Origin of the sequence: Kribbella sp. NBC_00709, from assembly GCF_036226565.1 — a bacterium.
GTDB lineage: Bacteria > Actinomycetota > Actinomycetes > Propionibacteriales > Kribbellaceae > Kribbella.
Window position 1 is genome coordinate 7,113,906 of sequence record NZ_CP108996.1, and the last position, 13,868, is coordinate 7,127,773.

Below are 13,868 nucleotides of genomic sequence, written 5' to 3' on the forward strand. Positions count from 1 at the left end.
GGCGCGGGTGATCCCCCTCCGGACCACCCGGCAGCCGTGCTCACATGATGCGGCCGGAATACCCGCTCCGGCGCATCTCCGGGTGCGGTTGCCGGAAAAGTTGCGTTGCGTGGACAGCCCGCTTTCGTCGTACGGCTAGGTTGGACAGGTGCAGGTGGCGAAACGCTGGTCGTGGGCGGCGGTCGGGGTCCTTCTCGTGGGCGTCTGGGCGGCGTGCTCGGACAACGACACCAAGCCGGCGTCCGCGCCGAAGACCCAACCGGCCGCCACCAAGCCGGCGCCGGCGCAGACCACCGCCACGAAACCCTGGTACGACGACTACGACCCGGCCCGTTTCGCTCCCGAGGTACGCCGCTACGCCAAGCAGGCGGGGATCAACCCGCAGTTGCTGATGGCAATCTTGTACAACGAGGCGTACAAGCCGCACGACCCGAAGTTCGAGCGGCAATGGGCCCAGGTCGACTCCGACCCGGCGTTCGGGATCGCCAACATGCACAAGCCGGCGTTCGACGAGACCAAACGCGGCCGCGACTTCGCGAAGCGGAAGTGGGAGGAGCTGCCGGACAACCCCGCGCTCGCGATCGAGGCCGCCGCCTGGCACCTGCACGACCTGGCCGAACGGCTGCCGGCCAAGCGCGCCGACCTGTACACCAAGGACGAACTGCTTGCCCTCGGCTACAACGCCGGTGGCGGCAACATGCGGATCTTCGCCCGCGGCCGGAAGGCCGGTGCGCAGGCCCAGTCGTACCTGGACCGCCTGCACAGCAACTGGACCAAGTCCGCGGAAGCCCTCAAGAGCTAACAGGAGAGAGACAGTGGATTTCGCAGCACCCGCACTGGCCGTCGCCGACTGGCGGCGGCGCGTGTTCGCGCTGTACCAGTCCGTCCGCGCCGAACGCGATCCGGCCAAGGCGCACGCACTGTGGCGGGCCGGCCGTGACGACCTCCTCATCAACCACCCGGCCTCGCCGGTGCCGGCCGAGAAGCGCGCGACGTACGGCGGTGCGCCGGTGGGACCGTACCGGCCCGAGTTGCGGTTCGACGCGGTGATCGACACCGACGTGAAGCCGGACCGGTGGGAGTTCGAGTCGGCCACCGACGGCGTGATCCCGTTCTCGCTGGTCGGCGTACTGCACCTGCCGGGCGTGGGGGACCTCGACGTGTGGTGGCTCGAGTCGTACGGCGGCGGCATCTTCGTACCGCTCAAGGACAGCCTCGCCGGCCGGTCGACGTACGGCGGCGGCCGCTACCTGATCGACACCGTCAAGGGTGCCGATCTGGGCGGCGACCTGCACGTCGGCCGGCTCGTCGTCGACCTGAACTTCGCGTACAACCCGTCGTGCGCCTACAGCCCGGAGTGGACCTGCCCGCTCGCACCGGCAACCAACAGGGTGGACGTCGAGTTGCCGGTGGGCGAGTTCTCAGGCTGAGGCTTCCAGGGCCTGGGTGAGCAGGGCGGCCAGCGCCTCGAGCTGGAAGTCGGCCGAGACACCCACCTCCTCGTCGGAGCCGTCCAGGGCCTTGGCGGCGAGGCCGGCCTTGGCGTCGATCAGGTCGGCGATCCGGGTGTCGATCGTCTGCGCGGCGATGATCCGCCACGCCGTGACCGGCTCGTCCTGCCCGATCCGGTGCACCCGGTCGATGGCCTGCGTCTGCTCGGCGTTCGTCCAGGACAGCTCGGCGAGCACGACGTTCGAGGCGACCTGGAGGTTCAGGCCGACGCCCGCGGTCAGCAGCGAGCAGACCGCGATCGACACCTCGGGATCGTTGACGAAGGCATCGATGTTCTTCTGCCGGGTCCGCGTCGTCTGGTCGCCGCGGATCGACGAGAACTGGATGCCCCGCTCGGCGAACAGCTCCTCGGCGGCGTCCATCACCTCGATGTGCCGGGCGAAGAACACCACCTTGCCGACGTTCTGCGCCAGCTGGGCCGCGTAGTCCGCGGCCAGCCCGGCCTTGGCCTGACCGATCCGGCGGAACAGGCTGAACACGTTCTCGCCGGTCTTCTTGGTCGCCATCTCGGCCCGCTCCCAGCCGGCCACCTGGCGGACCAGGTCGTGGTCGATACCGTCCACGACGACCCCGGACCGGCGGGTCTCGAGCGCGGTGCGGTACCGCTCGACGAGGCGATCGGCCAGCTCCCGCTCGGCGGCGCGGATCGACCGGCCGGCGGCGCCGTCCAGCTCGACCGGCAGGTCGGCGATCCGGCGGGCCGGGATGTCGGCTGCCACGTCCACCTTGCGGCGGCGGACGATGCCCATGTCGATCACGCTGGCCCGCGCGGCCGCGGCGAAGCCCGGGTCGGCCGGCGTCAGCTCGGTGTCGTCGAGCTTCTCCATCAGCTCGGCGCGCGGGGCCTTCTCGTCGACCCAGCCGAGGTACTCCCAGATCGCGGTGAAGTCCTCGATCGAGTTGATCAGCGGCGTACCGGTCAGTGCCATCAGCAGCGGACGGGCCGTCCGGTTGCGGATCCGGCCAGCCAGATCGAGCACGTTGCGTGACCGCTGGGACTTCTTGTTCTTGATGAAGTGCGCCTCGTCGACGACCATGCCGCGGAAGCCGAGGTCGCCCAGCCAGCCGACGTGCCGGTCGAGGACCTCGTAGTTCACCACGACGATGTCGGCGAAGCCGTCGATCGTGTCACCGTCACCGTGGATCACGGTCGGCGTTCGGCGTGGTGTCCAGAGGCCGGCCTCCCGCGCCCAGTTCGTCTTCACGACGTTCGGGACGACCGCGAGCAGGGGATAGGCCTCGGCGGCCTGAGCGGCGAGCAGCGCCTGCGCCGTCTTGCCCAGTCCGGGCTCGTCGGCGAGCAGGAACGTCCGGTGCCCGGCCGCCGCGGCGGCGATCACGCCCGCCTGGTGCGGCATCAGCTCGAGACCACGCAGGCGCAGCGAGTCGATACCGCCGGCCAGCTGCAGGGAGGTCGGGTCGGGCAGCTTCATGCTCGCCGAGGCGCCGGCGTGCTCGAACGACCTCAGCAACGGGCCGATCAGCTCCCACCCGGCCAGCCGACTGGCATGCACCGGGCGCGGGGGAGCGCTGGAGAAGTCCGGGGCGAGGAACGGGTTGGCGAGCTGCCGGGACACGACGGCCTGCGGCACCACTCGCCGGGTCTGGGTGTCCGGGGGAGCGACCGGCTGAACCGGCTCAGGCTCCTCGGGCAGCTCCATGCCGGCGTCCTCGAGCATCTGCCGCCGGAGGGCGGCCGCGGCCTCGGAGATCACCGCGTCCTCGGCCAGCAGACCGAGCAGGGTCGGATCCAGCGCGGCGGTCTTCGCCAGGATCGTGGCGATGCCGTCGAGCCGCCGGAGCTGCTCGGTGCGGAACGCTTCGGTGGCGGACTCCGCGCCGTTCACCCGGGCGCGCTCCTCGCGGACCAGCAGGGCGACGACCTGGAACTTCGTCCGGCTCGACGGCTTGCTCGCACCGCGCGTGACCGCGCCTTCGACCTCGCGCACGGCCTGCGCGAGCACCTGGATGAGACCGTCTGACTCACCGTCGCGGACACGACGCCGTCGACGGGGAGCGGAACGGGTAGCGCCGGGCTGGCGCTGACCTCGTCGGGCCAACTGTTCCTCCTGTGTCATGCCACGACGGAGCCGTGGCGGAACGCCAGACCGCGCGAGGACCGAACCGCCGACGAGACGCCACGCGGTGACAAGCAGTGGGCCGTCCAGAGGGTCCCCCAGGAACACGGCTCAGAATTCACCGCTCCTGAATGCGCGATCGATGACCCATCCTACCCTCTGTCAGCACCAACGACCGCTACCGGCACCCACCCAGTCCCAGACATCTACCGAACCCGGCCGATTTACCCAGCCCAGGGCCGGGTACCGGACGGCCGGTGAAAGGAGGCAACGACATGCCTGCAGGAGCGAGCCGGAAACGCGAGCGGCAGTACGAGCACATCAAGGCCGGCCTGAAGCAGCGTGGCCGCAGTGAGGATGTTGCCGAGGAGATCGCGTCGCGGACGGTGAACAAGGAGCGGGCCCGGTCCGGGGAGGCGAAGGAGAAGAGCCGGACGTCGACGGACGACATCTCGTCGGCCCGGCGCGGCGGCTTGCGGTCGCACAGCGGCTCCAAGGGGCGTACCAAGGACCAGCTCTACAATGAGGCCAAGCAGAAGAACGTCAAGGGTCGCTCGAAGATGACGAAGGCCGAACTGGCGAGAGCCGTCGGCCGCTAGCTGGGGGGACCAGCCGTGCAGCAGATCGACATCAGGCCGCTGACCGACGACGAGCTGCAAGGCATCGACGCCTACTGGCGGGCGGCGAACTACCTGTCCGTCGGGCAGATCTACCTGCTCGCCAACCCGCTTCTCCGTGAGCCGCTGCGGCCGGAGCACATCAAGCCCCGGCTGCTCGGCCACTGGGGTACGACGCCGGGCCTCAACCTGGTGTATGCACACCTCAACCGGGTGATCAGGCAGCGCGACCGGGAGCTGCTGTTCGTGACCGGGCCGGGGCACGGTGGCCCGGCGCTTGTCGCGAATACCTGGCTCGAGGGCAGCTGGACGGCGGAGTACCCAAACACCACGCAGGACGAGGTCGGCATGGGCCGGCTGTTCAAGCAGTTCTCGTTCCCCGGTGGCGTCCCGAGTCGCGTGGCCGCGGACGTGCCGGGCTCGATCAACGAGGGCGGCGAGCTCGGCTACTCGCTCAGTCACGCGTACGGCGCTGCCGCCGACAACCCCGGGCTCGTCGTGGCCTGCGTGGTCGGCGACGGTGAGGCGGAAACCGGTCCGCTCGCGGCGTCGTGGCACTCGAACAAGTTCCTCAACCCGGTGCGAGACGGCGCCGTACTGCCGATCCTGCATCTGAACGGCTACAAGATCGCGAACCCGGCGGTGCTGGCACGGATCGGCGACGACGAGCTGACCGCACTGTTCCAGGGGTACGGGTACGAGCCGTACCTCGTCGAGGGCTCCGAGCCGGCCGAGGTGCATCAGGCGATGGCGGCGACGCTGGACACCTGCCTGGACCGGATCGACGAGATCCAGGTGGAGGCACGGTCCGCAGCGGAGGCCCCACCGCGACCGGCGTGGCCGATGATCGTGCTGCGTACGCCGAAGGGCTGGACCGGCCCGCGGACCGTCGACGGCGAGCCGGTCGAGGGCACCTGGCGAGCCCATCAGGTGCCACTGTCCGGCGTACGGACGAATGAGCAGCACCTCCACCAGTTGGAGTCGTGGATGCGCAGCTACCGGCCCGAGGAGCTGTTCGACGAGCAGGGCCGTCCGGTCGCGGCCCTGGTCGAGTTGGCGCCGGGTTCGGACCGGCGGATGGGGTCGAATCCGCACGCGAACGGTGGTGTGTTGAGCCGTGACCTCGAGCTCCCGCCGGTCGAGGAGTACGCCGTATCGGTGAAGGTTCCGGGCGCCGAGGACGGTGAGCCGACGCGGGTCTTCGGAGCGTTCCTGCGCGATGCATTCCGGCTGAACGCCGACAACCTGCGACTGTTCGGCCCGGACGAGACCGAGTCGAACCGGCTGGGGGCGGTCTACGAGACGACCGGCAAGCAGTGGCAGGCCGGGCTGCTCGAGACCGACAATCACCTGGCTCGGGACGGACGCGTCCTCGAGATTCTCAGCGAGCACACCTGCCAGGGCTGGCTGGAGGGGTACCTGCTGACCGGCAGGCACGGGCTGTTCTCGTCGTACGAGGCGTTCGTCCACATCGTCGACTCGATGGTCAACCAGCATGCGAAGTGGCTGAAGACGATCAACCGGCTGGAGTGGCGCCGGCCGATCCCGTCGCTGAACTACCTGCTCACGTCGCACGTGTGGCGGCAGGATCACAACGGGTTCTCGCACCAGGACCCGGGCTTCATCGATCACGTGGTGAACAAGAAGGCCGAGGTGGTCCGCGTCTATCTGCCGCCGGACACGAACACGCTGCTGTCCACGATGGATCACTGCCTGCGGACCCGGAACTACATCAACGTCGTTGTCGCGGGCAAGCAACCGCAGCCGAACTGGCTGGACTGGGAGGCTGCGGCCCTGCACTGTGCGCGGGGCGTCGGTGTTTGGGAGTTCGCGAGCAACGACGACGGCGAGCCGGACGTGGTGATGGCGTGCGCGGGCGACGTACCCACGATGGAGACGCTCGCCGCGGTCGATCTGCTGCGCGAGCACCTGCCCGAGCTGCGGATCCGGGTCGTGAACATCGTCGACCTGATGCGGTTGCAGTCGGAGGGTGAGCACCCGCACGGGCTGCCCGATGCGGAGTTCGACGCTCTGTTCACCACCGACAAGCCGGTGATCTTCGCGTACCACGGCTACCCGTGGCTGATCCACCGCCTGACGTATCGCCGGCGCGGGCACGACAACCTGCACGTCCGCGGCTACATCGAGGAGGGTACGACGACCACGCCGTTCGACATGGTCGTCCGCAACAACCTGGACCGCTACCACCTCGCGATGGACGTCATCGACCGCGTCCCGTCGCTCGGCAGCCGGGCGGTCTCGACCCGGCAGTACTTCGCCGATCAGCGCACACGCCACCATGAGTACGTCACCACGTACGGCGAAGATCTGCCGGAGGTCCGGGACTGGCGCTGGCGTCAGCGTTAGCCGAGGAGCGCCAGGGCGGCGCGGAGGTCGTCGACGAAGAGGCCGAGGTCGCGGTTGAACTCCTGCGAGCGGACCACGGCGGATGGGTGGACGGTCGCGATCGCGGTGCCGCCGTCGGGCAGTTCGACCTTCTCGCCGCGATGCTGGGTGACCTTGAAACCGGGTCCCATCAGGGCCCGGGCGGCGACGGCGCCCATGATCACGACCAGGTCCGGTTTGACGATCTCGAGCTCACGCGCGAGCCACGGATGGCAGGCGGTGATCTGACCGGCGGACGGCGTCTTGTGGATCCGCCGCTTGCCGTCGAGTTCGAAACGGAAGTGCTTGACCGCGTTGGTCAGGTAGACGTCCGATCGGTCGATACCAGCCGCTTCGAGCGCCCGGTCGAGCAACCGCCCGGCCGGTCCGACGAACACGTGTCCTTCCTTGTCCTCGTGATCCCCGGGTGTCTCACCGACCAGCACCAGCCGCGACCGCACCGGCCCTTCGCCCGCGACGGCCCGCTCGGCGTCCTCCCACAAGTCACACCCGCGGCAATCCGCGAGCACCGCCCGCACCTTCCGCATCCCACCCTCGTGCGGCACCCACTCCTCAGCCCCGGCGTACTCGCTCATTCCGCCCTGGTACCCGGGGTGGGGCTATTTCATGAAGCCGGTGGGATGAGCGCCTGGCGGATGATGACCAGCGCGAACAGGATCAGGGTCAGGCCGTGGACGACCGTGCACCACAGGCAGATGGCGTTGATCTGGAACAGTTCGGCCCAGATCAGGTAGCAGATGAAGACGACGCCCACGAGTACGGCGGCCAGCCGGAGACGACCCGGCCACGGGGAGGACGTGCGCCACAGCGGAGGCACGGACAGCACCGTCATGCCGACGAAGAACCCGAGTCCGAGCAGTGCGACCGGGATGCCGAGGACCTTCGAGTACTCGCTGGTGGTGACCTTCGCGCAGTTCACCACGCCGGTGTCCGGGCAGGCGAGCGTCGTACCCGCGGTGAAGTGCTCGTAGGTCAGGTACGCCGCGACCGCCAGCCCGGCGATCGACACCACCAGGGTGGCCCACGGGATCACGCCGAGGGGCGCCCGGGAGGACCGCTGCACCGTGCCTGCGTTGGATTCCGTCACCGCTCAGCCCTTCGCAGCGCCGAGCTTGCCGGCCGCCGCGGTGACGGCCTCGGTGGAGCAGACGTTCGCCGGCTGGTTGTTGGTCATCTTGCAGATCGCCGCGGTGTAGACGTTGGCCGACCCGATGACCGCCTTCGCGATCGGCGTCGACGGGTCCTTGATCGCGTCGGCGACCTGCTGCTGGGTCTTGCCGGCCAGCAGTTCCGGGTCGTACGTCGCCCCGGACCCGATGAACTTGTTGCCGAGGTCGATGAACGGGATCGAGCCGGCGCCGTCCTTGTCGACGTACGGCGGGTAGTCGTACTTCTGCAGCGTCGCCTGGTCCTCGGCCGTCGGGGTGTCGAGCGGCTTGTACGAGTTGCCTTCCAGCTCGTTCGTCGTCGTCTCGACACCGGTGAACGCCAGATACTGACTGGTGTACGTCGATCCGTGGAACGACAGCGTCGGCGTGTTCGGGTGCACGTCGCCGGACGCCGAATGCGTCGTCCCCAGACCGCTGAACGTGCCGAACCGCATCAGCGCGACCGTGACCGGCCACCGCTCCGCCGCACAGAACGGGCAGTACTCGGCGCCGATGTAGAGCACCTTCGGCTTGCCGTTGTCGGTGAGCGCCGGCGCGCCGTTGATCGCCGACGGCGCGGCCGTGACACCGGCGGAGCCGACCGTCGAGAAGGTCGAGTCCGGGATCGAGGAGAGGGTGGTCATCAGGGCCGTGTCGGCCGCACCGGACGGGCCGGTCGCGGTCTTCTTGCCGCCGCCGAACACGCGGATCGCCACCAGCCCACCGACGATCACGATGACCAGGACGACCGCGCCGAGCGCGAGCAGAAGGCGCCGCCGCCGCTCCGCCGCCTGCTGCGCGGCGAGCTGCGCCGCGATCCGCTCACGGGCCGCAGCCTTCTGTTCGACACGCCTTGCCATGACTCTCCTCTGATCGTGCACGGGCTCCTGAAAGACAACTATCCATCGGTCCCGGAAGTTCCTGTCCTTGTGTCACCGTGACATTACAGATCGGCAGTGTTCTGTCGGTTGCCGCCTCTACTGTTCCCGGCATGGATTGGCAGCGATGGCATCAGCGGTACGACGATCCGGAGTCCGAGCTGTCCCGGCGGCTGGAGGCGGTGAAGCAGCAGGTCCGTGCGGCCTTGGACCGAGCGCCGGCCGGACCGGTGCCGGTGGTCAGCCTTTGTGCCGGGCAGGGGAGGGATCTGCTCGAGGTGCTGGCGGATCATCCGCGCCGGCGTGACGTCCAGGCGAAACTCGTCGAGCTGGATCCTGAGCTGGCGGCGTCCGCCCGCGAGCGGGCCCGCGGATTCGACCACGTCGAGGTCGTCACCGGTGACGCGTCGCTGATCGATCAGTATGTCGGCCTGGTGCCGGCTGAGCTGGTCCTGCTGTGCGGGATCTTCGGAAACATCAGCGACGGGGACATCCAGCGGACCGTCGACGCGAGCCCGCAGCTGTGCCGGACGGGCGCGACGCTCATCTGGACCCGCCACCGCGAGGAACCGGACCTGGTGCCGTCGATCTGCGACCGGTTCGAGGCTCGCGACTTCGAGCGCGTGTGGCTGTCCGGGAAGGACGCCGGTTTCGGCGTCGGCGTGCACCGCTTCACCGGCGTGCCCGAGCCGTTGATCACCGGGCAGAGCCTCTTCAGCTTCGTCTGAGGCCTCTTGCGTGCGATTTGGACAGCGGCTATGTTACATAGACGATGTCATATCGCACCGGAGGTGTGGGATGGACGACACCGCTCAGCGGTTGCTCGGGTCCGCGACCCGGTTGTCCCGGGATCCGGAGACGGAGATCGACTGGCACGCGCCGATCGGCGACGGGTTCGGGATGTCCCCGGAGTGGAGCACGCTCTACGGCACGCCGTACTGGGACGAGCTGACCGAGGCGCAGCAGCGGGAGCTGACCCGGCACGAGTCCGCGTCGGTGGCGACCACCGGGATCTGGTTCGAGCTGATCCTGCAGCAGCTGGTGCTCCGGGACGTGTACGACAAGCCGCCCCGGAGCGCCGAGTTCCAGTGGGCGCTGACCGAGATCGCCGACGAGTGCCGGCACTCGATCATGTTCGCGCGGGCGACCGAGCGGATGGTGGAGCCGTCGTACCGGCCGCGGCTGCTGACGCGCGAGCTCGGCCGGATGTTCAAGACCGTTGCCACCGGCGAGTCGGCGTACGCCGCCATCCTGGTGGCGGAGGAGGTCCTGGACGTCATGCAACGCGACTGGATGCGGGACCGCCGGGTCGAGCCGCTGGTCCGGCAGGTGAACCACATCCACGTCGTCGAGGAGTCGCGGCACATGGTGTTCGCCCGCGAGGAGACCCGCGAGCGGCTGGCCGGTGCCGGGCGTGGGCGGCGCTGGGTCAGCGCGCTGGTGATCGCGATCGCCGCGGACACGATCGTGTCCAGCATGGTCGGCCGCGAGGTCTATGCGAACGTCGGTCTGGACGCCGACCGGGCAGTCCGTGAGGCACGGCGGAACGAGCATCACCGGTCGTTGCTGAGGACAAGCTGCGCGAACCTGATGGACTTCCTCGGGTCGGTCGGGCTGCTGACGCCGGCCGCGTCCCGGGTGTATCGGCGGACCGGGCTGCTGTGAGTTACGCGATCTCGGGGGAGTGCTGCTCGGACGCGAGCTGTGTCGCGGTCTGTCCGATGAACAGCATCCATCCGTCGCCCGGCGAGCCCGGTTTCGGCACGGGCGTGAGCCTGTTCATCGATCCGCGGACCTGCATCGACTGCGGAGCCTGCGCCGACATCTGCCCGGTCGACGCCGCTCAGCCCGCGGACCAGGCCGCGACCGAGGACGTCGAGCGGAACGCCGAGTACTTCGCCGGCCAGGAGCCACTCGAAGCGACGGACCTCGATTCGTGGGAGCCTCCGTCGTACCAGGTGTGGGGTGGCGGACCGCGACGGGTGCTGGTGGTCGGAGCCGGGCCGGCCGGGATGTACGCGACCCGCGAGTTGTTGCTCCGGACAACAGCCGAGGTGACGCTGGTGGATCGGCTCGACCAGGTCGGCGGCCTGGTCCGGTACGGCGTCGCGCCGGATCACCCGAGTACCAAGCAGATCGTGCAAGTCTTCGAACGAATCCTTCACCACCGGCGAGTGCGGTGGATGCCCGGAACTGATGCCCGCGAGCTGCCCGGCGTAGCCGCCGGCGGGTCGTCGGGTGCCCGGCGTGGGCCGGTGGATGGGTTTGATGCGGTGATTCACGCTGTCGGTGCGCGGCGGAGCCGCCGGCTGGGTATCCCCGGCGAGGATGCGGCCTGCACCGCGGAAGACTTCGTTGCCTGGTACAACGGACGTCCGGGAGCGGTGGCGCCGGCCGAGTTGGCCGGGCCCCGCGCGGTGATCGTCGGCAACGGGAACGTCGCGCTCGACGTCGCGCGCATCTTGCTGAGTGACGAGCGGCGGCTGCGTGGCATGGATGCGCCGCTGGACGTCAAGCGGAGGCTCGCGGCCAGCGGGATCAAGGAAGTTGTCCTGCTCGGGCGGCGCGGGCCTCAGGATGCCGCGTACACGGAGTCGGCGTTGCAGGAGTTGCGCTCGGCGGTGGGCGATCGCGTCCAGCTGCGGCACCATGCCCGGCCGACCGCGTGGACGTCCGAGGGGCTGACGCTCGACTCCGGCGAGTCGATTGCTGCGGGCAACCTGTTCACCGCGGTCGGGTTCGAGGGCAGGCCGATCGACGGTCTGCCGTTCGACCCGGACCGCGGGATCGTCCCGAACGTCCGCGGCGCCGTCGTCGACCGGCCCGGTCACTACGTGGCGGGCTGGATCAAACGCGGCGCTCGCGGCGGGATCGGCGTGAACAAGGCCTGCGCCCAGGAGACCGTGCTGACGCTGGTCAGTTCGTCCAGGGTCCCAGCTTCGCCGGGTTCCTGACCGCCCAGATGTTCGTGATGTGATCGGCGTCCACGTCGAACGCGATCACGGTCTCGATGACACCTTCGTACTGGATCACCAGGCCGGGCTGCCCGTTGACCACGCGCTCGACGAGCTCGCGGCCGAGCAGGAACAGCGGCAGGCCGGCGAAGTACTGCGCGACGTCCGGTCCACCGTGGACCGGCTCGAGCGCGGCCGTCACGACGCCACCGCCATCGGCCACCGCGGTGACCTCGGGGTCGAGCAGGCTGACCAGCGCCGGGATGTCGGTCGCCTCCCAGGCCTGCTTGAACTGCCGGATGAGCTCCGCCCGGTGTGCGGACGGCGCCGTCGGCAGCTGGGCGTCGCGGATCCGCCGCCGCGCCGAGGAAGCGAGCTGCCGGCAGGCCGCCGGGGTCCGGCCGACGATCTCGGCCACTTCCGGGAACTGGTACCGGAAGACGTCGTGAAGGATGAACGCGACCCGCTCGGCCGGCGTCATCGCGTCGAGAACGACGAGGAACGCCATGTTGACGGACTCGTCCAGCGTGACGCGGTCGGCCGGATCGCCCGTACCGCCAGCTCCGGTGGGCTGACCGGTGTGCCATTCGGTGCTCTCCGGGAGCGGCTCCGGGATCCATTCACCGACGTACCGCTCGCGCCGGGAGCGGGCAGAGCGGAGCAGATCGAGGCAGATCCGGCTCGCGACCTTGGTCAGCCACGCGGCCGGGTTGTCGATCGCCTGCTGATCGGCCGGGGTCATCGCGTACCAGCGGGCGTACGTCTCCTGGACCACGTCCTCGGCGTCGGCGAGCGATCCGAGCAGCCGGTAGGCGAGGTTGATCAGCTGCCGCCGTTCGCTCATGATCGCGCTCAGGCCGGGCTCGCTCATGTCGGTCCTCTCCTCGTTCATACCCGTACGACGGAGCAGCAGGGCGAACTGTGAGGTCTGACAGTCCGCGCAGCTGTCTCGTCGTAGCGATCATGACTACCAACAACGCAGTAGCCGAAGTGGATATCCGCGAGCGTATCGAGAGCCTGCTCGAGGCGGTACGGACCGGTGACCTGGACACGCTGAAGACGATCTTCGCGCCGAACATCGTCTCGTTCGACATCCAGCCACCACTCCGGCACCTCGGCGCGGAGACGAAATGGGCGAACTGGCAGCAGGTTTTCGCCGCCTTCCAGTTGCCGCTCGAGTACGAGGCCCGCGACCTGACCGTGCTCGTCGACGGCGATCTCGCCGTCGTCTACAGCCTCAACCACATGAACGCGACCATGAACCCGGCGCTGAGCCCGGGCGGAAAGATCGACTACTGGCTGCGCTGGACGGCGGCCTGGCAGAAGATCGACGGCCAGTGGATGATCGTGCACGACCAGGTATCGGTTCCGACGAACTTCCTGGAGGGCACCGCGGCGATGGACCTCATGCCCTGAGCCAGGCCGGCCACGGCTGGAGTTCGCCCGCCGCCTCGGAGAGCGCAGAGAGCGCTCTCCGGGTGGCCGGATGCGGTGCGAGGAGGAAGCGGAGCGTGTCGGGCAACTCTCCACAGGCCTCGGAGAGCGTCTGACCGAGGCTGTAGAGGTCCATCTCGGCGGACACCGGCTCGCAGGCCTCCTGCGCGGGGGACGCATAGCCCTCGGTGCCGACCGGGTGGCCCGGTGGTTGCTCGCTGCCGATGCGGCGAGCGCTGCCGAAGTCGATCAGAACCGGGCGGCCGTCCCGCAGTACCACGTTGTCCGGCTTCACATCGAGGTGCGCCAACCCGCGACTGTGCAGGGCCATCAGGGCGGGCAGCAGTTGTGCGCCGAGGTTCGCGGCCTCGGGCACGGTCAGCAGACCGTTGTCCTCGAGTTCGTCGATCAGCGTCGGACCGTCGACGTACTCGACCAGGATGTGCGGGATGGCGTCCTCGGTGCCGTCGGCAAGGAGCCGCGGGAGGGCCGGGTGCAGGTTGCCGGCGAGCGCGGCGGTCTCACGGCGGAGGGACTTGACCGCGCGCGGGTGGTGGATCTGGTGGGGGCGCGCGGCCTTGAGTACGGCGGGCGCCCACAGCGATACCGACCAGACCAGCCAGGTCTCGCAGCGGTGGCCGACGCCGAGGCGCTCGATGGCGAACGTTCCACCGGGCAGCTCGCAGCCTTCGGCCCAGTCCCAGACGGCGAGCCCGTCCAGGTCGTCCGTAGCAGTGTCAACAAGCATGATCGGTCTCCGTCGGGTGAAGCCTGCCGCCGGGTGTTCACCCGGCGGCAGGCTGGTGGGTCAGCCGCGCGAGCGGCTGCGGGAACGGCTGCG

At 69.3% G+C, this 13,868-nt stretch carries 14 protein-coding genes; 8 read left to right on the top strand and 6 right to left on the bottom strand.

Features of this window, described 5'->3' with window-relative positions:
• Window positions 1-148 precede the first annotated feature (148 nt).
• Complete coding sequence (locus OHA18_RS34730; protein WP_328999588.1) at window positions 149-802, top strand: transglycosylase SLT domain-containing protein; 654 nt, start codon at window positions 149-151, stop codon at window positions 800-802.
• A 13-nt stretch (window positions 803-815) separates the two neighbouring features.
• Complete coding sequence (locus tag OHA18_RS34735; protein WP_328999589.1) at window positions 816-1,430, top strand: DUF1684 domain-containing protein; 615 nt, start codon at window positions 816-818, stop codon at window positions 1,428-1,430.
• Here OHA18_RS34735 and OHA18_RS34740 read toward each other — a convergent pair.
• Entirely contained in the window at window positions 1,422-3,476 is a 2,055-nt protein-coding gene (locus tag OHA18_RS34740; RefSeq protein ID WP_328999590.1) for a DEAD/DEAH box helicase, read from the bottom strand. The two genes, OHA18_RS34735 and OHA18_RS34740, sit on opposite strands and share 9 nt — an antisense overlap.
• Before the next feature lie 389 nt (window positions 3,477-3,865).
• Here OHA18_RS34740 and OHA18_RS34745 point away from each other — a divergent pair, with 389 nt between their 5' ends.
• The gene (locus OHA18_RS34745) at window positions 3,866-4,189 is read left to right on the top strand and encodes a plasmid stabilization protein (RefSeq protein ID WP_328999591.1); all 324 of its coding nucleotides are present in this window, start codon (window positions 3,866-3,868) and stop codon (window positions 4,187-4,189) included.
• Window positions 4,190-4,204: 15 nt separating this feature from the next.
• The gene (locus OHA18_RS34750; RefSeq protein WP_328999592.1) at window positions 4,205-6,574 is read left to right on the top strand and encodes a phosphoketolase family protein; all 2,370 of its coding nucleotides are present in this window, start codon (window positions 4,205-4,207) and stop codon (window positions 6,572-6,574) included.
• Here OHA18_RS34750 and OHA18_RS34755 read toward each other — a convergent pair.
• From OHA18_RS34755 to OHA18_RS34765, 3 genes are read right to left on the bottom strand one after another with little or no spacing between them, the layout of a single operon-like run.
• Complete coding sequence (locus tag OHA18_RS34755; RefSeq protein WP_328999593.1) at window positions 6,571-7,188, bottom strand: UdgX family uracil-DNA binding protein; 618 nt, start codon at window positions 7,186-7,188, stop codon at window positions 6,571-6,573. The two genes, OHA18_RS34750 and OHA18_RS34755, sit on opposite strands and share 4 nt — an antisense overlap.
• A gap of 29 nt (window positions 7,189-7,217) precedes the next feature.
• Window positions 7,218-7,700: a vitamin K epoxide reductase family protein gene (locus tag OHA18_RS34760; RefSeq protein WP_328999594.1), complete on the bottom strand. Its 483-nt coding sequence runs from the start codon at window positions 7,698-7,700 to the stop codon at window positions 7,218-7,220.
• A gap of 3 nt (window positions 7,701-7,703) precedes the next feature.
• Complete coding sequence (locus OHA18_RS34765) at window positions 7,704-8,621, bottom strand: DUF929 family protein (protein WP_328999595.1); 918 nt, start codon at window positions 8,619-8,621, stop codon at window positions 7,704-7,706.
• 131 nt (window positions 8,622-8,752) lie between these two features.
• Between OHA18_RS34765 and OHA18_RS34770 the strand changes: the two genes are divergently transcribed.
• The 3 genes from OHA18_RS34770 (at window position 8,753) to OHA18_RS34780 (ending at window position 11,593) form a co-directional block, all read left to right on the top strand.
• A complete protein-coding gene (locus tag OHA18_RS34770) occupies window positions 8,753-9,367 on the top strand; it encodes an SAM-dependent methyltransferase (RefSeq protein WP_328999596.1) in 615 nt (204 codons plus the stop codon).
• 70 nt (window positions 9,368-9,437) lie between these two features.
• Window positions 9,438-10,304, top strand: coding sequence for an AurF N-oxygenase family protein (locus OHA18_RS34775; RefSeq protein ID WP_328999597.1), 867 nt, complete (start codon window positions 9,438-9,440; stop codon window positions 10,302-10,304).
• Window positions 10,301-11,593: an FAD-dependent oxidoreductase gene (locus OHA18_RS34780; protein WP_328999599.1), complete on the top strand. Its 1,293-nt coding sequence runs from the start codon at window positions 10,301-10,303 to the stop codon at window positions 11,591-11,593. The genes OHA18_RS34775 and OHA18_RS34780 overlap by 4 nt, the downstream gene beginning before the upstream one ends.
• Here the strand turns inward: OHA18_RS34780 and sigJ are convergent.
• Window positions 11,556-12,464, bottom strand: a complete 909-nt coding sequence (gene sigJ / locus OHA18_RS34785; RefSeq protein WP_328999600.1) for an RNA polymerase sigma factor SigJ — start codon at window positions 12,462-12,464, stop codon at window positions 11,556-11,558. The two genes, OHA18_RS34780 and sigJ, sit on opposite strands and share 38 nt — an antisense overlap.
• A 92-nt stretch (window positions 12,465-12,556) precedes the next feature.
• On the opposite strand from sigJ, the gene OHA18_RS34790 reads away from it, so the two are divergent.
• Window positions 12,557-13,009 carry a YybH family protein gene (locus OHA18_RS34790; protein WP_328999601.1) on the top strand — a complete coding sequence of 151 codons (453 nt, stop codon included), beginning with the start codon at window positions 12,557-12,559 and terminating at the stop codon, window positions 13,007-13,009.
• Here OHA18_RS34790 and OHA18_RS34795 read toward each other — a convergent pair.
• Window positions 12,999-13,775, bottom strand: coding sequence for a serine/threonine-protein kinase (locus OHA18_RS34795; RefSeq protein WP_328999602.1), 777 nt, complete (start codon window positions 13,773-13,775; stop codon window positions 12,999-13,001). The two genes, OHA18_RS34790 and OHA18_RS34795, sit on opposite strands and share 11 nt — an antisense overlap.
• Window positions 13,776-13,868 lie beyond the last annotated feature (93 nt).